Source organism: Pseudomonas sp. G5001 (assembly GCF_013385475.1).
In the GTDB taxonomy this organism is placed as follows: Bacteria; Pseudomonadota; Gammaproteobacteria; order Pseudomonadales; family Pseudomonadaceae; genus Aquipseudomonas.
In genome coordinates this window covers 518,989-537,777 of sequence record NZ_JACAPZ010000005.1, presented here as the reverse complement: position 1 = coordinate 537,777, position 18,789 = coordinate 518,989, and the positions used below count along the sequence as shown (strand labels likewise).

At 62.1% G+C, this 18,789-nt stretch carries 25 protein-coding genes; 17 read left to right on the top strand and 8 right to left on the bottom strand.

From position 1 onward, the window contains the following. Positions 1-5 precede the first annotated feature (5 nt). A complete protein-coding gene (pilH, locus tag HX805_RS03890; RefSeq protein ID WP_003213734.1) occupies positions 6-371 on the bottom strand; it encodes a twitching motility response regulator PilH in 366 nt (121 codons plus the stop codon). Between the two features lie 47 nt (positions 372-418). Further along, positions 419-826, bottom strand: a complete 408-nt coding sequence (pilG, locus tag HX805_RS03885; protein ID WP_003213736.1) for a twitching motility response regulator PilG — start codon at positions 824-826, stop codon at positions 419-421. Between the two features lie 239 nt (positions 827-1,065). Between pilG and gshB the strand changes: the two genes are divergently transcribed. The 7 genes from gshB (at position 1,066) to HX805_RS03850 (ending at position 6,946) form a co-directional block, all read left to right on the top strand. Next, entirely contained in the window at positions 1,066-2,019 is a 954-nt protein-coding gene (gene gshB / locus HX805_RS03880; RefSeq protein ID WP_003213738.1) for a glutathione synthase, read from the top strand. Positions 2,020-2,096: 77 nt separating this feature from the next. Then, positions 2,097-2,996 carry an energy transducer TonB gene (locus HX805_RS03875; protein WP_003213740.1) on the top strand — a complete coding sequence of 300 codons (900 nt, stop codon included), beginning with the start codon at positions 2,097-2,099 and terminating at the stop codon, positions 2,994-2,996. 67 nt (positions 2,997-3,063) lie between these two features. Continuing rightward, the gene (locus HX805_RS03870) at positions 3,064-3,633 is read left to right on the top strand and encodes a YqgE/AlgH family protein (protein ID WP_003213742.1); all 570 of its coding nucleotides are present in this window, start codon (positions 3,064-3,066) and stop codon (positions 3,631-3,633) included. Beyond that, on the top strand, positions 3,633-4,070 hold the full coding sequence (ruvX, locus tag HX805_RS03865; RefSeq protein WP_003213744.1) for a Holliday junction resolvase RuvX: 438 nt from the start codon (positions 3,633-3,635) through the stop codon (positions 4,068-4,070). Before HX805_RS03870 ends, ruvX begins: the two co-directional genes overlap by 1 nt. Positions 4,071-4,142: 72 nt before the next feature. Next, positions 4,143-4,649, top strand: coding sequence for a bifunctional pyr operon transcriptional regulator/uracil phosphoribosyltransferase PyrR (gene pyrR, locus HX805_RS03860; protein ID WP_003213746.1), 507 nt, complete (start codon positions 4,143-4,145; stop codon positions 4,647-4,649). Between the two features lie 24 nt (positions 4,650-4,673). Then, positions 4,674-5,678: an aspartate carbamoyltransferase catalytic subunit gene (locus tag HX805_RS03855; RefSeq protein ID WP_003213748.1), complete on the top strand. Its 1,005-nt coding sequence runs from the start codon at positions 4,674-4,676 to the stop codon at positions 5,676-5,678. Further along, entirely contained in the window at positions 5,675-6,946 is a 1,272-nt protein-coding gene (locus HX805_RS03850; protein WP_003213750.1) for a dihydroorotase, read from the top strand. The genes HX805_RS03855 and HX805_RS03850 overlap by 4 nt, the downstream gene beginning before the upstream one ends. 134 nt (positions 6,947-7,080) lie before the next feature. Here HX805_RS03850 and HX805_RS03845 read toward each other — a convergent pair whose 3' ends face one another. After that, positions 7,081-7,509 carry a TM2 domain-containing protein gene (locus tag HX805_RS03845; RefSeq protein ID WP_003213752.1) on the bottom strand — a complete coding sequence of 143 codons (429 nt, stop codon included), beginning with the start codon at positions 7,507-7,509 and terminating at the stop codon, positions 7,081-7,083. A gap of 250 nt (positions 7,510-7,759) precedes the next feature. Here HX805_RS03845 and HX805_RS03840 point away from each other — a divergent pair, with 250 nt between their 5' ends. Beyond that, positions 7,760-8,395 carry a C40 family peptidase gene (locus HX805_RS03840; RefSeq protein WP_023659314.1) on the top strand — a complete coding sequence of 212 codons (636 nt, stop codon included), beginning with the start codon at positions 7,760-7,762 and terminating at the stop codon, positions 8,393-8,395. A 115-nt stretch (positions 8,396-8,510) separates the two neighbouring features. On the opposite strand, the gene HX805_RS03835 is transcribed toward HX805_RS03840, so the two are convergent. Next, positions 8,511-9,545 carry a type IV pilus twitching motility protein PilT gene (locus HX805_RS03835; RefSeq protein ID WP_177080629.1) on the bottom strand — a complete coding sequence of 345 codons (1,035 nt, stop codon included), beginning with the start codon at positions 9,543-9,545 and terminating at the stop codon, positions 8,511-8,513. 57 nt (positions 9,546-9,602) lie between these two features. Here HX805_RS03835 and HX805_RS03830 point away from each other — a divergent pair, with 57 nt between their 5' ends. From HX805_RS03830 to HX805_RS03790, 9 genes are all read left to right on the top strand, one after another. Continuing rightward, on the top strand, positions 9,603-10,289 hold the full coding sequence (locus HX805_RS03830; RefSeq protein WP_008434154.1) for a YggS family pyridoxal phosphate-dependent enzyme: 687 nt from the start codon (positions 9,603-9,605) through the stop codon (positions 10,287-10,289). A 33-nt stretch (positions 10,290-10,322) separates the two neighbouring features. Continuing rightward, a complete protein-coding gene (gene proC / locus HX805_RS03825; RefSeq protein ID WP_177050266.1) occupies positions 10,323-11,141 on the top strand; it encodes a pyrroline-5-carboxylate reductase in 819 nt (272 codons plus the stop codon). Positions 11,142-11,165: 24 nt separating this feature from the next. Beyond that, complete coding sequence (locus tag HX805_RS03820; protein WP_003213764.1) at positions 11,166-11,753, top strand: YggT family protein; 588 nt, start codon at positions 11,166-11,168, stop codon at positions 11,751-11,753. A gap of 230 nt (positions 11,754-11,983) precedes the next feature. Further along, a complete protein-coding gene (locus tag HX805_RS03815) occupies positions 11,984-13,123 on the top strand; it encodes a homoserine O-acetyltransferase (protein WP_177116618.1) in 1,140 nt (379 codons plus the stop codon). Between the two features lie 7 nt (positions 13,124-13,130). After that, positions 13,131-13,751, top strand: a complete 621-nt coding sequence (gene metW / locus HX805_RS03810; protein WP_177080628.1) for a methionine biosynthesis protein MetW — start codon at positions 13,131-13,133, stop codon at positions 13,749-13,751. A 21-nt stretch (positions 13,752-13,772) separates the two neighbouring features. Further along, complete coding sequence (locus HX805_RS03805) at positions 13,773-14,207, top strand: DUF4426 domain-containing protein (protein WP_003213770.1); 435 nt, start codon at positions 13,773-13,775, stop codon at positions 14,205-14,207. Next, on the top strand, positions 14,204-14,800 hold the full coding sequence (gene rdgB, locus HX805_RS03800) for an RdgB/HAM1 family non-canonical purine NTP pyrophosphatase (protein WP_008434161.1): 597 nt from the start codon (positions 14,204-14,206) through the stop codon (positions 14,798-14,800). The genes HX805_RS03805 and rdgB overlap by 4 nt, the downstream gene beginning before the upstream one ends. Beyond that, on the top strand, positions 14,797-15,999 hold the full coding sequence (hemW, locus tag HX805_RS03795) for a radical SAM family heme chaperone HemW (RefSeq protein ID WP_008434163.1): 1,203 nt from the start codon (positions 14,797-14,799) through the stop codon (positions 15,997-15,999). Before rdgB ends, hemW begins: the two co-directional genes overlap by 4 nt. 19 nt (positions 16,000-16,018) lie before the next feature. Next, positions 16,019-16,342 (top strand): DUF3392 domain-containing protein, encoded by a 324-nt coding sequence (locus HX805_RS03790; protein ID WP_003213776.1) that lies wholly within the window; start codon positions 16,019-16,021, stop codon positions 16,340-16,342. A 143-nt stretch (positions 16,343-16,485) separates the two neighbouring features. Here HX805_RS03790 and trmB read toward each other — a convergent pair whose 3' ends face one another. The 4 genes from trmB to HX805_RS03770 all read right to left on the bottom strand — a co-directional run bounded on the left by trmB (position 16,486) and on the right by HX805_RS03770 (position 18,730). Next, a complete protein-coding gene (gene trmB / locus HX805_RS03785; RefSeq protein ID WP_177080627.1) occupies positions 16,486-17,211 on the bottom strand; it encodes a tRNA (guanosine(46)-N7)-methyltransferase TrmB in 726 nt (241 codons plus the stop codon). 9 nt (positions 17,212-17,220) lie between these two features. Further along, the gene (locus HX805_RS03780; RefSeq protein WP_102370101.1) at positions 17,221-18,015 is read right to left on the bottom strand and encodes a thiazole synthase; all 795 of its coding nucleotides are present in this window, start codon (positions 18,013-18,015) and stop codon (positions 17,221-17,223) included. A gap of 65 nt (positions 18,016-18,080) precedes the next feature. Beyond that, on the bottom strand, positions 18,081-18,281 hold the full coding sequence (gene thiS, locus HX805_RS03775) for a sulfur carrier protein ThiS (protein WP_177022332.1): 201 nt from the start codon (positions 18,279-18,281) through the stop codon (positions 18,081-18,083). A gap of 71 nt (positions 18,282-18,352) precedes the next feature. Next, complete coding sequence (locus HX805_RS03770) at positions 18,353-18,730, bottom strand: DUF423 domain-containing protein (protein ID WP_003213781.1); 378 nt, start codon at positions 18,728-18,730, stop codon at positions 18,353-18,355. Positions 18,731-18,789 lie beyond the last annotated feature (59 nt).

Genomic DNA, 18,789 nt, shown 5'->3' with positions numbered 1-18,789 from the left:
TGCCGTCAGCCGGCCAGCACCTTGTTCAGGGTGGCGATCAGGGTTTCTTCGTCCACGGGCTTGGTCAGGTAATCCTTGGCGCCCTGGCGCTCGCCCCAGATCTTGTCGGTTTCCTGATCCTTGGTGGTGATGATGATCACCGGGATGTGGCTGGTCTCGGCATCCTTGGTCAACTGACGAGTGGCCTGGAAGCCATTGAGGCCCGGCATCACGATATCCATCAGCACCGCATCCGGCTTTTCCTGACGGGCCAGCGCAACGCCATCGCCGCCGTTCTGGGCCTTGAGGACGGTGTGACCGTGCTTTTCGAGCATTTCGGTCAGTTTGTACATTTCAGTCGGCGAATCGTCGACGATCAGAACACGTGCCATGGTTTTCCCCACTTATCTAGTAGACGCAAGCCCTCGTGGGGCCCCCGTCAGTGTGCTTGTTCTACTGCGGCGAAGCCCGGTACATAGGCCTTGATCGCGCTCAGCAGTTCTTCCTTGCTGAAAGGCTTGGTCAAAAACTGATCAGAGCCGACGATGCGCCCCTTGGCCTTGTCGAACAGACCATCCTTGGAGGACAGCATGATTACCGGGATCGACTTGAACGCCGGGTTGTTCTTCACCAGCGCGCAGGTCTGATAGCCATCCAGGCGCGGCATCATGATGTCGACAAAGATAATGTGTGGATGATGGTCAACAATCTTGGCCAGGGCATCGAAACCGTCGATGGCCGTGATGACGTCGCACCCTACGTTCTTCAACAGTGTTTCGGCCGTGCGGCGAATCGTTTTCGAATCGTCGATCACCATCACTTTCAAGGCGTTGGAATGCTGTTCCATATCTGCTCTACCATCGCCACAGCGAATAGGTTTTCGGTGTGTACTGCCTGATGTTGCACAGGACGAGCGCCAAAAGCCTCGGAATTCAAGGGCTGATGTGCCATGGCAGCCTTTTTAGCACAGTCTCAGAACGCAATCTATCGGCCGACCCGCGTGGTGGTTTTTCCTTGACCCACAACAGCCGCAGCGCCACTCTGACGCCACTTTTATGCGCCCTTATTTGCTAGAGGAAATCCCCCATGAGCGTTCGCGTCGGCATTGTCATGGACCCTATCGCCAGCATTTCCTATAAAAAGGACAGCTCGCTGGCCATGCTGCTGGCCGCCCAGGCCCGCGGCTGGAGCCTGTTCTATATGGAGCAGCCGGACCTTTACCAGGGCGACGGTGAAGCGCGGGCGCGGATGCGCCCCCTGCAGGTGTTTGCCAACCCCGAGAAGTGGTTCGAGCTGCAAGACGAAATCGACAGCCCCCTGAGCGACCTCGACGTGATCCTGATGCGCAAGGATCCGCCGTTCGACATGGAGTTCGTCTACTCCACCTACCTGCTGGAGCAGGCCGAGCGCGCGGGCGTGCTGATCGTCAACAAGCCCCAGAGCCTGCGCGACTGCAATGAAAAGCTGTTCGCCACGCTGTTCCCGCAATGCACGCCGCCGACCGTGGTCAGCCGCCGCGCCGATGTGCTGCGTGAATTCGCCGCCAAGCACGGTGATGTGATCCTCAAGCCGCTGGACGGCATGGGCGGTACCTCGATCTTCCGCCACCGCGCCGGCGACCCGAACCTGTCGGTGATCCTGGAGACCCTGACTGCGCTGGGCACCCAGCAGATCATGGGCCAGGCCTACATTCCGGCGATCAAGGACGGCGACAAGCGCATCCTGATGATCGACGGCGAGCCGGTGCCTTACTGCCTGGCGCGCATTCCGGCCGCCGGCGAGACCCGCGGCAACCTGGCCGCCGGTGGCCGGGGTGAAGCCCGCCCGCTGACGGACAAGGATCGCTGGATTGCAGCCCAAGTCGGCCCGACCCTGCGCGAAAAAGGCCTGCTGTTCGTAGGACTGGACGTAATCGGCGAGAACCTCACCGAAATCAACGTCACCAGCCCGACCTGTATTCGCGAGATCGACAACGCATTTGGCACGAACATCGGCGAAATGCTGATGGCTGCGATTGCCGCCAAGCTACAAGCCAAGTGACATAGAACAGCCGGACACAAACCAACATTGCGTTATCATGCGCCACCTGTGAAACGCGCGATGTTGGTTTTCTTGTCATGACGCTCCCGTCCGATCTGCCCCCCGAACTCTCCCACAGCGGCGTGCGCCCGGCTGATCGGCTCGGATTTACCCTGTTTCTGGCGGCGTTGATTCACCTGGCGCTGATCCTCGGCCTGGGTTTCACCTTTGCCGAACCCAAGCAGATCACAAAGACCCTGGAAATCACCCTCGCCACGTTCAAAAGCGAAAAAAAGCCCGAAAAAGCCGACTTTCTCGCCCAGGACAATCAGCAAGGCAGCGGCACCCTCGACAAGAAGGCCGTGCCCAAGACCACTGAAGTCGCGCCATTCCAGGACAACAAGGTCAATAAGGTCACGCCACCGCCGGCGCCCAAGCCGGAGGTGAAACAGGCCGCACCCAAGGCGGCGGTCACCACCGTGGCGCCTAAGCCGCAAAAAGCCCCGACCCAGCGCGAAAAGGCCAAGACCGAACCCACGCCGGCCCCGCCGGCCCCGACGTTTGACAGCTCGCAACTCTCCAGTGAGATCTCCAGCCTGGAAGCCGAACTGGCCCACGAACAACAGCTGTACGCCAAGCGCCCGCGGATCTACCGCCTCAACGCCGCCTCCACCATGCGCGACAAAGGCGCCTGGTATAAGGATGAGTGGCGCAAGAAGGTCGAGCGCATCGGCAACCTGAACTACCCGGACGAAGCCCGTCGCCAGCAGATCTACGGCAATTTGCGACTGCTGGTGTCGATCAACCGCGACGGCACCTTGTACGAGGTGCAGGTGCTGGAGTCCTCCGGCCAACCGCTGCTGGACCAGGCAGCGCAACGCATCGTGCGCCTGGCGGCGCCTTTTGCGCCGTTTACCGGGGACCTGAACGACATCGACCGCCTGGAAATCATTCGCACCTGGCGCTTTGCCAAGGGTGATCGGCTGTCGAGCAATTGATGCTGACGGTGATTTCCTGCGCATCCTCAGCTTGTCAGTTCGCCCCTCCAACGCCACACTAGCGGACATGAAAAATGTCAGCCCGACCTACCTCAAGCACCAATTCCTGATCGCCATGCCCCATATGGCCGACCCGAACTTTGCGCAGACCTTGACCTACATCGTCGAGCACACCGCCAATGGTGCGATGGGGTTGGTGGTCAACCGCCCGCAAGACCTGAACCTGGCCGATATCCTCGAGCAACTGCGCCCGGACATCGACCCACCCGCCAGCTGCCAGCACGTACCGATCTACATCGGCGGGCCGGTGCAGACGGACCGCGGTTTTGTGCTGCACCCCACCGGGCCGAAATTCCAGGCGACCGTGGACCTTGAAGGGTTGTCCCTGTCCACGTCCCAGGACGTCCTGTTCGCGATTGCCGACGGCGTGGGGCCTGATCAAAGTGTGATCACCCTCGGCTACGCCGGCTGGGAAGCCGGGCAACTGGAGGCGGAGCTGGCGAGCAATGCCTGGCTGACCTGCCCGTTCGATGCCGACATCCTGTTCAACACCCCCAGCGAACTGCGCCTGGAAGCGGCCGCCGCCAAGCTGCGGATCAACCTCAGCCTGCTGACCAGCCAGGCGGGGCACGCCTGATGGCCTTGCGTCTGATCCTCGGTTTCGACTACGGCACCAAACAGATCGGCGTCGCCGTCGGCCAGGTGATTACCGGCCAGGCCCGCGAGCTGTGCACCCTGAAGGCCCAGAACGGCGTGCCGGACTGGAACCAGGTCGAAGCCCTGATCAAGGAGTGGAAGCCCGACGCCGTGGTGGTCGGCCTGCCGCTGAACATGGACGGCACCCCGAGCGAGATGTGCCTGCGGGCCGAAAAGTTCGCCCGCCGCCTGAACGGCCGCTACAACCTGCCCTTCTATACCCACGACGAACGCCTGACCACGTTCGAAGCCAAGGGCGAGCGCCGTGACCGTGGCGGGCAGAAAGGCAGTTACCGCGACAACCCGGTGGATGCCATCGCCGCGGCCCTGCTGTTGCAGGGCTGGCTGGATGAAAACACCGCTTTATTTGAATCCTGACTGACGCGGCTTGCCGCGTCTTCTTACGTTTGAGCCCGGACCTTGCCTGCGCGAGGCCTAGAAGGAGCACCCATGAGCCTGCCCAATCCCGCCGACCTGATCAGCCAGATGGCGATCCGCCTCAAGGCGCACCTGGAACACCGTGCCATCAGCGAGCCGCGCTTTATCGGCATCCGCACCGGTGGCGTGTGGGTGGCCCAGGCGCTGCTGGAAGAACTGGGCAGCGACTCGCCCCTGGGCACCCTGGACGTGTCTTTCTATCGTGACGACTTCAGCCAGAACGGCCTGCACCCGCAAGTGCGCCCCTCGGCCCTGCCCTTCGAGATCGAAGGCCAGCACCTGGTGCTGATCGATGACGTGCTGATGAGCGGTCGCACCATACGTGCCGCGATGAACGAACTGTTCGACTACGGCCGCCCGGCCAGCGTGACCCTGGTCTGCCTGCTGGACCTGGACGCCGGCGAATTGCCGATCAGCCCGGACGTGGTCGGCGCCACCCTGTCCCTGGAAGCCCACCAGCGGGTAAAATTGTCCGGTCCCACGCCGCTCGAACTCGAACTGCAAGACCTTGCCCTTTAAACCGCCTTGTAAAGAGTCCCCGCGATGACGCCTCTAGATGCCAAGCGCCCGCTGCAGCTCAATGCTCAGGGCCAGCTGCAACACTTCCTGTCCCTCGACGGCTTGCCCCGCGAACTGCTCACCGAAATCCTCGACACGGCCGACTCGTTTCTCGAAGTCGGCGGCCGGGCGGTGAAGAAAGTCCCGTTGCTGCGCGGCAAGACCATCTGCAACGTGTTCTTCGAGAACTCGACCCGCACCCGCACCACCTTTGAACTGGCGGCCCAACGCCTGTCGGCTGACGTGATCACGCTGAACGTGTCCACCTCGTCGGCGAGCAAGGGCGAAACCCTGCTCGACACCCTGCGCAACCTGGAAGCCATGGCCGCCGACATGTTCGTGGTGCGCCACGGCGATTCCGGTGCTGCGCACTTCATCGCCGAGCACGTGTGCCCGAATGTGGCGATCATCAACGGCGGCGACGGCCGTCACGCCCACCCGACCCAGGGCATGCTCGACATGCTGACCATCCGGCGGCACAAGGGCAGCTTTGAAAACCTCTCGGTGGCCATTGTCGGCGACATCCTGCACTCGCGGGTTGCACGCTCGAACATGCTGGCCCTGAAAACCCTGGGTTGCCCGGACATCCGCGTGATCGCCCCCAAGACCCTGCTGCCGATCGGTATCGAGCAGTACGGCGTGAAGGTCTACACCGACATGGCCGAGGGCCTGAAGGATGTGGACGTGGTGATCATGCTGCGCCTGCAGCGCGAGCGTATGGCGGGCGGCCTGCTGCCGAGCGAAGGCGAGTTCTATCGCCTGTTCGGCCTGACCACCGCACGCCTGGCCGGCGCCAAGCCGGACGCCATCGTGATGCACCCGGGGCCAATCAACCGTGGCGTGGAGATTGAGTCGGCGGTGGCCGATGGCGCGCAGTCGGTGATTCTCAACCAGGTCACGTACGGCATCGCCATCCGCATGGCGGTGTTGTCCATGGCCATGAGCGGGCAAACCGCGCAACGTCAATTCGAGCAGGAGAACGCCCAGTGAAGCTCAGCATTCTCGGCGCCCGAGTCATCGATCCGGCCAGCGGCCTGGATCAAGTCACCGATCTGCACCTGGAAGCCGGCAAGATCATTGCCATCGGCGCCGCACCCGCAGGCTTCAGCGCCAGCGAAACTATCGACGCCAAAGGCCTGATCGCCGCGCCTGGCCTGGTTGACCTGAACGTCGCCCTGCGTGAGCCGGGCTACAGCCGCAAGGGCAACATTACCAGCGAAACCCGCGCCGCCGCTGCCGGTGGCGTGACCAGCCTGTGCTGCCCGCCCCACACCAAACCGGTGCTGGACACCTCGGCGGTGACCGAACTGATCCTCGACCGCGCCCGCGAAGCCGGCAACTGCAAAGTGTTCCCCATCGGCGCCCTGAGCAAAGGGCTGGACGGCGAACAACTGGCCGAACTGATCGCCCTGCGCGACGCAGGCTGCGTGGCCTTCGGCAACGGCCTGGAGAGCTTTCGCAGCACCCGCACCCTGTGCCGTGCGCTGGAATATGCGGCGACTTTCGACCTGACCGTGATTTTCCACTCCCAGGACCGTGACCTGGCCGAAGGCGGCCTGGCCCACGAAGGCGCCACCGCGAGCTTCCTCGGCCTGCCGGGCATCCCGGAAACCGCCGAGACCGTGGCCCTGGCCCGCGACCTGCTGCTGGTGGAACAAAGCGGCGTACGCGCGCACTTCAGCCAGCTGACCAGCGCTCGCGGCGTGGCCCTGATCGCTCAGGCCCAAGCCCGCGGATTGCCGGTGACGGCGGATGTGGCGCTGTATCAGCTGATTCTGACGGATGAGGCGCTGATCGACTTCTCCAGCCTGTATCACGTGCAGCCGCCACTGCGTACCCGCGCTGACCGTGACGGTTTGCGGGCGGCGGTGAAGTCCGGGGTGGTTTCGGCGATCTCCAGCCATCACCAGCCCCACGAGCGGGATGCCAAGCTGGCGCCGTTCGGCGCGACGGAGCCAGGCATCAGCAGCGTCGAGCTGTTGCTGCCGCTGGCAATGACGTTGGTGGAAGATGGTTTGCTGGACCTGCCGACCCTGCTGGCGCGCCTCAGTGCGGGCCCTGCCGAGGCGCTGCGCCTGCCGGCGGGCAAGCTGGCGGTGGGCTCGGCGGCGGACCTGGTGCTGTTTGATCCGGCCAGCTCCACGATTGCCGGGGAACACTGGCTGTCCAAGGGTGAAAACTGCCCATTCATCGGCCATAGCCTGCCGGCGACTGTGCGGTACACGCTGGTGGATGGGCGGATCAGCTACCAGGCTTAAATCCAATCCGGAGTGGGCACAGTAAATGTGGGAGCGGGCTTGCTCGCGAAAGCGGTGGGTCAGTCAATAGAGATGTCGACTGACACATCGCATTCGCGAGCAAGCCCGCTCCCACATTTGGATCTTCACACATCTTATCGGCCGCCGTTGCGCTCGGCATTGCGGATCGAAATCTGCGTATTCAGCGTCCAGAAGTCATACAGCACCCCGATCAGGAACAAGCCCCCGGTCAGCAGGTAAATGATCCCGCTGATCCATTTGCCCTGATACATGCGGTGCAAACCGAACACACCCAGGAACGCCAACAGAATCCAGGCCACGTTGTACTCGATCGGCCCGGCGGTAAATCGCAGGTCCGCTTCGCGGTCCATTGCCGGAATCAGGAACAAGTCGATCAACCAGCCAATCCCGAACAAACCGAAGGTGAAAAACCAGATCGTCCCGGTCACCGGCTTGCCGTAATAAAAGCGGTGAGCACCGGTAAAACCGAAAATCCAAAGCAGGTAGCCGATCACCTTGCTGTGGGTGTCTTGTTGCGAAACATCCTGTCGATAGGTGTTCATGGAGTACCTCTTTAGCCTCGATAGATAAATATTTCTGGTTTCTTTGTGACTTTTTTACGGGCGCCCGACATGCGGCAAATGGTATCTTCGCTTCCCTCAAAGCCTTATACCGCCTGACTTGTGTAGGACAATCGCGGCAATTCGTCACGGTTTTCCTGAATTTGACCCCAGGGTTCAGTCGACAAACGGCCTTAGCACGACACAAAAAGCTGTTATAAAGTTGCGCGCAAACCAAAAAGAGCCACGCCTAATGCGACCATTTTTCAAGACATGGCTAACCATTTGCCTATTAATGCCACTGGCCGCCCACGCCACCAATCGTGAGCAACGACTTCCCAACGTTAACGGTTTCACCCCTAAAGTTCACGCCACCACCAGCTCCGCCAAATCGGTAAAGCTGACCGTGAAGCGCCCGACTCAACTGAGCAAGGCCCACGGTAATGCAGCGCCAGGGCTGATGGCCGTCAACACCAAGCAAAGCAGCAACGTCCTCAGCCGTGCCGTCAACGTGCTCGGTACTCCTTATCGTTGGGGCGGCAGCAGCCCAAGTAAAGGGTTCGACTGCAGTGGTTTGGTGAAATATGCGTTTAACGACGTAAAAGCCGTGGATTTGCCGCGCACTTCCAACGCCATGGCCGCCGGCCACGGGCTGAAGGTTGAGCGCAAGGATTTGAAACCGGGTGACCTGCTGTTCTTCAAACTGAAGAGCCGCCAGGTGAACCACGTTGCCATCTACCTGGGCAACGACCGTTTCATCCACGCACCGCGTCGTGGCAAGTCCGTGAGCATCGATACGCTGAAGAAGCCGTTCTGGGACAAGAACTACGTGATTGCCAAGCGTGTCCTGCCTAAAGAACAGAACAACCTGCGGATTGTGCAGCGCTGATTGATCGTTCCCACGCTCTGCGTGGGAATGCCTCACTGGACGCTCCGCGTCCGCTCCTGTGACGCAGAGCGTCACGGGCTGCGTTCCCACGCGGAGCGTGGGAACGATCATGATCTTAAATATCCCCAGGCACCCTCGCCTTCTCCCGGGCATGTTCCCGGCTGATCACCCCCTGGCTGACCAACGCCTTCAAACTCATGTCCAGCGTCGTCATCCCCAACGCCCCGCCGGTCTGAATCGCCGAATACATCTGCGCCACCTTGTCCTCGCGGATCAAATTACGAATCGCCGGTGTGCCGAGCATGATTTCGTGAGCCGCCACCCGCCCGCCGCCGACCTTCTTCACCAGCACCTGGGACACCACCGCCTGCAATGACTCCGAGAGCATCGAGCGGACCATGGCCTTTTCCCCCGCCGGAAACACATCCACCACCCGGTCCACGGTTTTAGCCGCCGACGTGGTGTGCAGCGTGCCGAACACCAGATGCCCGGTTTCCGCCGCCGTCAGCGCGAGCCGAATGGTTTCCAGGTCCCGCAATTCGCCCACCAGGATCACATCCGGGTCCTCCCGCAATGCCGAACGCAGGGCAGCCGAGAAGCTGTGGGTATCGCGATGCACCTGTCGCTGGTTGATCAGGGCATTTTTCGGGTGGTGGATAAACTCGATCGGGTCTTCAAGGGTGAGGATGTGCTGACGGCGATGGGTGTTGAGGTAGTCGATCATCGCCGCCAGGGTCGTGGACTTGCCGGAACCGGTCGGCCCGGTGACCAGTACCAGCCCCCGTGGCAGGTCTGCGATGCGCCGGAACACCTCGCCCAACCCCAGGTGTTCCAGGCTCTGCACCGTTGAGGGGATGGTACGAAACACCGCGCCCATGCCCCGGTGCTGCTGGAACACATTCACCCGAAACCGCGCCACCTCGGGCAACTCGAAGGCAAAATCCGTTTCAAGAGATGTTTCGAAATCCTTTTGCTGGTGATTGTTCAGCAAAGGGCTGAGCAACGCCGCCACTTGCACCGGCGCAAGTACAGGCCAATCGAGTGGCCAGACCTCGCCATCCACTCGCAGCATCGGCGCCAACCCCGCCGACAGATGCAGGTCGGAGGCCCGCAGGCGTACGCCGGCGGCCAGCAGTTCAGTGATATCCATAGGGCTTTCCATTTCCAGTAGAATGCCGCGGACTCCATATCCACGGGCGCAACTTGAATGTCGACCATAGCAGACAACATCGGCCTGGTTTCCGAGCGGATCCGGGCAGCCGCCGAGGCCGCGCAGCGCGACGCAGGCAGCGTGCACCTGCTGGCCGTGAGCAAGACCAAACCCGCACAGGCCGTGCGCGAAGCCTATGCCGCCGGGATGCGTGACTTTGGCGAGAACTATCTGCAGGAAGCCCTGGGCAAACAGGCCGAATTAACCGACCTGCCCTTGAGTTGGCACTTCATCGGCCCCATTCAATCGAACAAGACTCGTGCGATCGCCGAGAATTTCGCCTGGGTGCATTCCGTGGACCGCTTGAAAATCGCACAACGCCTGTCCGAACAACGCCCGGCTGACCTGCCGCCGCTGAATATCTGCATCCAGGTCAACGTCAGTGGCGAAGCCAGCAAGTCCGGCTGTACACCCGCCGACCTGCCCGCCCTGGCCGAAGCCATCAGCGCCCTGCCGCGCCTGAAGCTGCGCGGCCTGATGGCGATTCCCGAGCCGACCGACGACCGTGCAGAGCAAGACGCAGCCTTCGCCACCGTGCGCGACCTGCAAGCGAGCCTCGACCTGGGGCTCGACACACTTTCCATGGGCATGAGCCATGACCTTGAGTCGGCCATCGCCCAAGGGGCCACCTGGGTGCGGATCGGTACCGCCCTGTTTGGTGCCCGCGACTATGGCCAGCCGTGAAATGGCTGACTTCCATCTGAGTAAGGACCTGTCATGAGCAACACGCGTATTGCCTTTATCGGCGCCGGCAACATGGCGGCCAGCCTGATCGGCGGCCTGCGGGCCAAGGGCCTGGAAGCACAACAGATTCGCGCCAGCGACCCGGGCGCCGACACCCGCGCCCGCGTCAGCGCCGAGCACGGCATCGACACCTTCGCCGACAACGCAGAAGCGATTGAAGGCGTGGACGTGGTAGTGCTGGCGGTCAAGCCACAAGCCATGAAAGCCGTGTGCGAAAGCCTGCGCCCAAGCCTCAAGCCCCATCAACTGGTGGTGTCCATCGCCGCCGGCATCACTTGCGCCAGCATGACCCACTGGCTCGGCGCCCAGCCGATTGTGCGTTGCATGCCCAACACCCCGGCGCTGCTGCGCAAGGGCGTGAGCGGCTTGTACGCCACATCCGAAGTCACTGCCCAACAGCGCGACCAGGCACAAGAGCTGCTGTCCGCCGTAGGTCTCGCCGTGTGGCTGGAACAAGAGCAGCAACTGGACGCCGTCACCGCCGTCTCCGGCAGTGGCCCGGCGTATTTCTTCCTGCTGATCGAGGCCATGACCGCCGCTGGCGTGAAACTCGGCCTGCCGCAGGAAGTCGCCGAGCAACTGGCCGAGCAGACCGCACTGGGCGCCGCGCAGATGGCCGTGACCAGCGATGTCGACGCGGCCGAGTTGCGCCGTCGCGTGACCTCGCCGGGCGGCACGACCCAGGCGGCAATCGAATCATTCCAGGCCGGGGGCTTTGAAGCCCTGGTGGAAAAAGCACTGGGTGCCGCAGCACATCGTTCGGCCGAAATGGCCGAGCAGCTGGGCAAATAGTCGTCCCCCACATAGGAATCAAACATGCTCGGAATCAATGACGCTGCCATTTTCATCATCCAGACCCTGGGCAGCCTGTACCTGCTGATCGTGCTGATGCGTTTTATCCTGCAACTGGTGCGGGCGAACTTCTACAACCCGCTGTGCCAGTTCGTGGTAAAGGCCACGCAGCCGCTGCTCAAGCCTCTGCGCCGGGTGATCCCGAGCCTGTTCGGCCTGGACATGTCGTCGCTGGTATTGGCGCTGCTGCTGCAGATCCTGCTGTTCGCGGTCATCCTGCTGCTCAATGGCTATCAGGCCACCACGCTGCTGTTGCTGCCGTGGGCCTTGATCGGGATCTTCTCGCTGTTCCTGAAGATCATTTTCTGGTCGATGATCATCAGCGTGATCCTGTCCTGGGTCGCTCCGGGCAGCCGCAGCCCGGGTGCCGAACTGGTGGCACAGATCACTGAGCCGGTGCTGGCACCGTTCCGTCGCCTGGTACCTAACCTGGGTGGCCTGGATATCTCGCCGATCTTCGCGTTTATCGCGATTCAGCTGCTGCAAAGCTGGGTGATTCCACGCTTGGCTTTCTACGCGTTCATGCCCAAAGAACTGTTCGGTCTGATCTGACGACAACGTGGCGAGGGAGCTTGCTCCCGCTGGGCTGCGCAGCAGCCCCAAAACGGCCGACCGCGTTGCATCTGCAAAATCGCGGCAACCGGACCGGGACCGCTTCGCGGTCCTGCGGGAGCAAGCTCCCTCGCCACAAAAAGCCTTAAAAACACCAGCCGCAGGCCTTTGCTTGCCGCTGGGTGCAGCGGTCTTTAGACTTACGCCTCATTTAAACGAGAGCAGGGTCGATGCCAACTGCCTTCCCCCCCGATTCTGTTGGACTGGTCGTGCCCCAAGTGGCGCACTTCAGCGAACCGCTGGCCCTGGCCTGCGGCCGTTCGCTGCCCGCCTACGACCTGATCTATGAAACCTACGGCCAACTGAACGCCACGGCCAGCAATGCCGTGCTGATCTGCCACGCCCTGTCCGGCCACCACCACGCTGCGGGTTTCCACAGCATGGACGAGCGCAAGCCCGGCTGGTGGGACAGCTGCATCGGCCCCGGCAAGCCCATCGACACCAACAAGTTCTTCGTGGTCAGCCTGAACAACCTCGGCGGCTGCAACGGCTCCACCGGCCCCAGCAGCCTCAACCCGGAAACCGGCAAGCCGTTTGGCGCCGATTTCCCGGTGCTGACCGTGGAAGACTGGGTGCACAGCCAGGCGCGCCTGGCCGACGTACTGGGCATCGCCCAATGGGCCGCCGTGATCGGCGGCAGCCTGGGCGGCATGCAGGCCCTGCAATGGACCATCACCTACCCGGACCGCGTGCGCCATTGCCTGGCCATCGCCTCGGCCCCCAAGCTGTCGGCGCAGAACATCGCCTTCAACGAAGTGGCGCGCCAGGCGATCCTGACCGACCCCGAGTTCCACGGCGGTTCGTTCCAGGAAGCGGGCGTGATCCCCAAGCGCGGGCTGATGCTCGCGCGCATGGTCGGGCACATCACCTACCTGTCGGATGACTCCATGGGCGAGAAATTCGGCCGTGGCCTCAAGAGCGAGAAGCTCAACTACGACTTCCACAGCGTCGAATTCCAGGTCGAGAGCTACCTGCGTTATCAGGGCGAGGAGTTTTCCGGGCGTTTCGACGCCAACACCTACCTGCTGATGACCAAGGCCCTGGACTACTTCGACCCGGCGGCGAATTTCGACGATGACCTGGCGCGCACCTTCGAGGCAGCCACCGCCAAGTTCTGCGTGATGTCGTTCACCACCGACTGGCGCTTCTCCCCGGCCCGCTCGCGGGAATTGGTGGATGCGCTGATGGCCGCGAAGAAAGACGTCTGCTACCTGGAGATCGACGCACCGCAAGGCCACGACGCCTTCCTGATCTCGATCCCGCGCTACCTGCAGGCCTTCAGCAACTACATGAATCGAATAGCACTGTGAGAACGCCATGAGAGCCGACCTGGAAATCATCCAAGACTGGATCCCCGCCGGCAGCCGCGTGCTCGACTTGGGTTGCGGCGATGGCGAACTGCTGAGCTGGCTGCGCGACAACAAGCAAGTCACCGGCTATGGCCTGGAAAACGACGCGGACAACATCGCCCAGTGCGTGGCCAAGGGCATCAACGTGATCGAGCAGGACCTGGACAAGGGCCTCGGCAACTTTGCCAGCAACAGCTTCGACATCGTGGTCATGACCCAGGCCCTGCAAGCCGTGCACTACCCGGACCGGATCCTCGACGAAATGTTGCGGGTCGGCCGCCAGTGCATTATCACCTTCCCCAATTTCGGCCACTGGCGCTGCCGCTGGTACCTGGCCACCAAGGGCCGCATGCCGGTGTCGGACTTCCTGCCGTACACCTGGTACAACACGCCCAACATCCACTTCTGCACCTTTGAAGACTTCGAAGCGCTGTGCGGCGAGCGCGAAGCCAAAGTCATCAACCGCCTTGCCGTCGATCAACAGCATCGTCACGGCTGGGCGAGTAAGCTATGGCCCAACCTGCTGGGTGAGATCGGGATCTACCGGGTCAGCAGCCCGGGCCTGACGGACCACCAGATTGCCGTCTAACCATTTTCAAGGAGGACGATCATGAGTCGCCTGGCTGTTTTTCTACTCACCGCGTGCCTGAGCGTCAGCGCTATGGCGGCGGATGTTATCGATGGTAATCGTCAGAAAGAATTCGGCGATATCACGGTGCACTACAACACCCTGACCACCAGCTTCCTGACGCCGGAAATGGCTCAGGAAGCCGGGATCGTACGCAGCAAAGAGCTGGGCATGATCAATGTGTTCGTAAACAAGGGCGTCGAATCGATAGACGCCACCGTTACCGGCACAATCAAGGATCTGGGCGGCAAGAGCGAGATGCTGACGTTCAAGAAAATCACCCAGAAAGGTTCTACGCTTTACGTCGCCCAGTACCCGGTGCCGCAGCAGGAAACCAAGATTTTCACCATCAACGTTGAAACCGGTGGCAAAGCCCACGGTTTCAGTTTCAACCAGGAACTGTTTCCGGCGCAATGATGAACCTTACTCAACTCGTACTGGCCAGCCATAACGCCGGCAAGCTCAAAGAACTCCAGGCCATGCTCGGCGACTCGGTGCAACTGCGCTCGATTGGCGAGTTCAGCCAGGTAGAGCCGGAAGAGACCGGCCTGTCGTTTGTCGAGAACGCCATCCTCAAGGCCCGCAACGCCGCGCGTATTTCCGGCCTGCCGGCACTGGCTGACGATTCTGGCCTGGCCGTGGACTTCCTGGGCGGCGCGCCTGGCATCTACTCGGCACGTTACGCCGACGGTAAAGGCGATGCGGCCAACAACGCCAAGCTGCTGGACGCCCTCAAGGACGTGCCCGACGCGATGCGCGGCGCGCAGTTCGTCTGCGTGCTGGCCCTGGTGCGTCACGCCGATGATCCATTGCCGATCCTCTGCGAAGGCTTGTGGCACGGTCGCATCCTGCATGCGGCCAGCGGCGAGCACGGGTTTGGCTACGACCCGTTGTTCTGGGTGCCGGAGCGCAATGTCTCCAGCGCCGAATTGAGCCCGGCCGACAAGAACCAGATCAGCCACCGCGCCCGCGCAATGGATTTGCTGCGCCAGCGTCTGGGCCTGAAATGACCCAGAACACCTCCGCGCAGCCACTGATTCTCGGTGGCGCGCAAACACCTCGGGCGGCCCTGCCTCACCTGCCGCCCCTGGCGCTGTATATCCACATCCCGTGGTGCGTGCGCAAATGCCCCTATTGCGACTTCAACTCCCACACCGCCAGCAAGGTGCTGCCGGAGGAAGAGTACGTCGACGCGTTGCTGGCCGACCTCGATCAGGACCTGCACGCGGTGTACGGCCGTGAGCTGAGTTCGATCTTTTTCGGCGGCGGCACCCCAAGCCTGTTCAGCGCCGCTGCCCTGGGCCGGTTGCTCAAGGGCGTGGAAGCGCGCATCCCGTTTGCCGGCGATATCGAGATCACCCTGGAAGCCAACCCCGGTACCTTCGAGCAAGAGAAGTTCGTGGCGTACCGCAAGCTGGGGATCAATCGGCTGTCGATTGGCATCCAGAGTTTCCAGCAGGAAAAACTCGAAGCCCTGGGCCGCATCCACAACGGTGACGAAGCCGTGCGTGCCGCCGGCATGGCGCGCCAGGCCGGGTTCGACAACTTCAACCTGGACTTGATGCACGGTTTGCCCGATCAGTCCCTGGAGGACGCCCTGGGCGACCTGCGCCAGGCCATTGCCCTAAAGCCCACGCATCTGTCCTGGTATCAACTGACCCTGGAACCCAACACCGTGTTCTGGAACCAGCCGCCCGTGCTGCCGGAAGACGACACCCTGTGGGACATTCAGGAAGCCGGCCAGGCGTTGCTCGCCGAACACGGTTACGCCCAGTACGAAGTCTCGGCCTACGCCCAACCGGGCCGGCCGGCGCGGCATAACCTGAACTACTGGAGCTTTGGCGATTTTATCGGCATCGGCGCCGGTGCCCACGGCAAGCTCAGCCATCCGGATGGGCGCATCGTGCGCACCTGGAAAACCCGGGCACCGAAGGACTACCTCAACCCGGCGAAAAACTACCAGGCCGGCGCGAAAGAACTGACCAACGAAGAGTTACCGTTCGAATTCCTGATGAACGCCCTGCGCCTCACCGACGGCGTCGAAGCCAGGCTTTACGCCGAGCGTACCGGCCTCGAACTGGCCAGCCTCGATGAAGCTCGCCGCGAGGCAGAACAAAGTGGCCTGATGCAGGTCGAACCGTCACGCCTGGCGGCCACCGACCGCGGGCAACTCTTTCTCAATGACCTGCTGCAGAAGTTTTTGAGCTGATTGCTCTTAAGGAAATCAAATGGATCTGGTACTCGACCTGCTCGCCACCGTATCCCGCTGGAGCCGTAGCAACCTGTCGGAAATCTCCCTGGCGTTGGTAGGTTGCCTGCTGGTGCTGTTTGGCGCCGACATCAAGGGCTGGGTCGAAGCACGGCTGGGCAGCATCGCGGGTGCGCTGCGCGTGCCGCTGATGGCGCTGGTGTGCATGATCGGCAGCGGCGCTGCGCTGATCTATGCCACGCCGTGGATTGTTCGCGGGTTGAGCCAGTTCAACAACTACAGCCTGGCGCCGGTGTTGTTGGTGGTGCTGGTGTTGATTGGGGTGGTGGCGGATCGCCGCTGACCTTAAGCGCGGCACAAAACAAATGTGGGAGCGGGCTTGCTCGCGAATGCGGTGTGTCAGTCAGCGTAAATGTCGACTGATCTACCGCATTCGCGAGCAAGCCCGCTCCCACATTTTTTACTGCATTTCAAGCCTGGGACTTATCAGTCCACTTTCTCGAACTTCAAATCCCAAACCCCATGCCCGAGTCGCTCGCCGCGACGTTCGAACTTGGTGATCGGCCGCTCGGCCGGGCGCGGGACGCATTTGCCGTCTTCCGCCAGGTTGCGGTAGCCAGGGGCGACGTTCATCACTTCCAGCATGTACTCGGCATACGGTTCCCAGTCGGTGGCCATGTGCAGGATGCCGCCCACTTTCAGCTTACTGCGCACCAGTTCCGCGAAGGAAGCCTGGACGATGCGGCGCTTGTGGTGGCGGCTCTTGTGCCAGGGGTCCGGGAAGAACAGCATCAGGCGGTTGAGGCTGTTGTCGGCGATGCAGCGGTTGAGCACTTCGATCGCGTCGCAGTCGTAGACCCGCAGGTTGGTCAGGCCCTGAGTCAGCACGCCGTTCAGCAGCGCGCCAACACCCGGACGGTGTACTTCAACCCCGATAAAATCCTGCTCCGGCGAAGCCGCGGCCATTTCCAGCAGGGAATGGCCCATGCCGAAGCCAATCTCCAGGGAGCGTGGTGCCGAGCGGCCAAACACCTGGTCGTAATCCACCGGCGCGTCTGCCAGCGGCAGGACGAACAGCGGCGTGCCCTGCTCCAGGCCCTTTTGCTGGCCCTCGGTCATGCGACCGGCGCGCATCACAAAACTCTTGATGCGGCGGTGCTTGGACTCGTCGCCTTCTTCCAGGGTGTTCGGCGTTTCGTTTGATTCAGTCATCAATGGCTCTTACTTGATCAGACCATCCAGCGGCGAGGAGGCGCTGGCGTAAAGTTTTTTCGGCATGCGCCCGGCGAGGTACGCCAGGCGGCCGGCGACAATTGCGTGGTTCATGGCTTCAGCCATCAGGACCGGCTGCTGCGCATGGGCGATGGCCGAGTTCATCAGCACCGCATCGCAACCCAGTTCCATGGCGATGGTGGCGTCGGAGGCAGTGCCCACGCCCGCATCCACCAGCACCGGGATCTTGGCTTCTTCAAGGATGATCTGCAGGTTGTACGGATTGCAGATACCCAGGCCGGAACCGATCAGGCCGGCCAGCGGCATCACCGCGATGCAGCCGATTTCCGCCAATTGACGGGCAATGATCGGGTCATCACTGGTGTAGACCATCACGTCGAAGCCTTCCTTGACCAGGGTTTCGGCGGCCTTGAGGGTTTCGATCACGTTGGGGAACAGGGTTTTCTGGTCGGCCAGCACTTCCAGCTTCACCAGGTTGTGGCCGTCGAGCAGCTCACGGGCCAGGCGGCAGGTGCGCACGGCTTCGATGGCGTCGTAGCAACCGGCGGTGTTCGGCAGGAAGGTGTAGCGATCCGGCGACAGCACTTCGAGCAGGTTCGGCTCGCCCTCGATCTGGCCAAGGTTGGTGCGGCGCACGGCGAAAGTAACGATCTCGGCACCCGAGGCTTCGATGGCCAGGCGGGTTTCTTCCATGTCGCGGTACTTGCCGGTGCCGACCAGCAGACGCGACTGGAAGGTACGACCGGCCAGGACGAAAGGCTTGTCGCTACGAACGATGCTCATGGGAAATCCTCGAGTTGGGGTGAGGTTCTGCAGAATGCGGGTTGGCGCCCTGGAGCGCCGGACGGCTAGCCGCCGCCGATGGCGTGGACCACTTCGACCTGGTCACCCTCGGTGAGCGCGGTCTCGACGTGCTGGCTACGCGGGACGATATCCAGATTGAGCTCCACTGCGACGCGGCGTCCGGTCAAGTCCAGACGGGTCAGCAGGGCCGCAACGGTTTCACCGTCGGGCAGTTCAAAGGGTTCGCCGTTCAACTGAATGCGCATGCCACGGGCCGCCATCGTTTTTAGGGGCCAGCATTCTAGCGTGATTGACGTTGCTGGCCCAAGCCCCTTGGTCAGGCAGCCTGTAGACGCCACGCCGCCAAACCGAGGAAGAACCAGCCCAGCAGGAACGCCAGGCCACCAAACGGGGTGATGATGCCGAGCTTGCTGATGCCGGTCATGGTCAGCACATACAGGCTGCCGGAGAACAGCAGGATGCCCACGGCAAAAGACACACCCGCCCACGTCACCAGCCTGCCCGGGATGTGCGCCGCCAACAGTGCCACGCCGAACAGCGCCAGGGTGTGCACCAACTGGTAGGTCACGCCGGTGTGGAAAATCGCCAGGTACTCGGCGCTCAGGCGGTTTTTCAGGCCGTGGGCGGCAAACGCACCCAGGGCGACGCCGGTGAAACCGAAAAAGGCAGCCAGCATCAGAAAGCCACGCAACATGAGGAACTCCAGTCAGACTCAGGGGGCAGGGTCTGTATAATGGCCCGCTCAACGGGTTC

Coding starts and splice junctions, on each gene's coding strand:
- pilH (WP_003213734.1), bottom strand. CDS start 371: ATGGCACGTGTTCTGATCGTCGACGATTCGCCGACTGAAATGTACAAA.
- pilG (WP_003213736.1), bottom strand. CDS start 826: ATGGAACAGCATTCCAACGCCTTGAAAGTGATGGTGATCGACGATTCG.
- gshB (WP_003213738.1), top strand. CDS start 1,066: ATGAGCGTTCGCGTCGGCATTGTCATGGACCCTATCGCCAGCATTTCC.
- HX805_RS03875 (WP_003213740.1), top strand. CDS start 2,097: ATGACGCTCCCGTCCGATCTGCCCCCCGAACTCTCCCACAGCGGCGTG.
- HX805_RS03870 (WP_003213742.1), top strand. CDS start 3,064: ATGAAAAATGTCAGCCCGACCTACCTCAAGCACCAATTCCTGATCGCC.
- ruvX (WP_003213744.1), top strand. CDS start 3,633: ATGGCCTTGCGTCTGATCCTCGGTTTCGACTACGGCACCAAACAGATC.
- pyrR (WP_003213746.1), top strand. CDS start 4,143: ATGAGCCTGCCCAATCCCGCCGACCTGATCAGCCAGATGGCGATCCGC.
- HX805_RS03855 (WP_003213748.1), top strand. CDS start 4,674: ATGACGCCTCTAGATGCCAAGCGCCCGCTGCAGCTCAATGCTCAGGGC.
- HX805_RS03845 (WP_003213752.1), bottom strand. CDS start 7,509: ATGAACACCTATCGACAGGATGTTTCGCAACAAGACACCCACAGCAAG.
- HX805_RS03840 (WP_023659314.1), top strand. CDS start 7,760: ATGCGACCATTTTTCAAGACATGGCTAACCATTTGCCTATTAATGCCA.
- HX805_RS03835 (WP_177080629.1), bottom strand. CDS start 9,545: ATGGATATCACTGAACTGCTGGCCGCCGGCGTACGCCTGCGGGCCTCC.
- HX805_RS03830 (WP_008434154.1), top strand. CDS start 9,603: ATGTCGACCATAGCAGACAACATCGGCCTGGTTTCCGAGCGGATCCGG.
- proC (WP_177050266.1), top strand. CDS start 10,323: ATGAGCAACACGCGTATTGCCTTTATCGGCGCCGGCAACATGGCGGCC.
- HX805_RS03820 (WP_003213764.1), top strand. CDS start 11,166: ATGCTCGGAATCAATGACGCTGCCATTTTCATCATCCAGACCCTGGGC.
- HX805_RS03815 (WP_177116618.1), top strand. CDS start 11,984: ATGCCAACTGCCTTCCCCCCCGATTCTGTTGGACTGGTCGTGCCCCAA.
- metW (WP_177080628.1), top strand. CDS start 13,131: ATGAGAGCCGACCTGGAAATCATCCAAGACTGGATCCCCGCCGGCAGC.
- HX805_RS03805 (WP_003213770.1), top strand. CDS start 13,773: ATGAGTCGCCTGGCTGTTTTTCTACTCACCGCGTGCCTGAGCGTCAGC.
- rdgB (WP_008434161.1), top strand. CDS start 14,204: ATGATGAACCTTACTCAACTCGTACTGGCCAGCCATAACGCCGGCAAG.
- hemW (WP_008434163.1), top strand. CDS start 14,797: ATGACCCAGAACACCTCCGCGCAGCCACTGATTCTCGGTGGCGCGCAA.
- HX805_RS03790 (WP_003213776.1), top strand. CDS start 16,019: ATGGATCTGGTACTCGACCTGCTCGCCACCGTATCCCGCTGGAGCCGT.
- trmB (WP_177080627.1), bottom strand. CDS start 17,211: ATGACTGAATCAAACGAAACGCCGAACACCCTGGAAGAAGGCGACGAG.
- HX805_RS03780 (WP_102370101.1), bottom strand. CDS start 18,015: ATGAGCATCGTTCGTAGCGACAAGCCTTTCGTCCTGGCCGGTCGTACC.
- thiS (WP_177022332.1), bottom strand. CDS start 18,281: ATGCGCATTCAGTTGAACGGCGAACCCTTTGAACTGCCCGACGGTGAA.
- HX805_RS03770 (WP_003213781.1), bottom strand. CDS start 18,730: ATGTTGCGTGGCTTTCTGATGCTGGCTGCCTTTTTCGGTTTCACCGGC.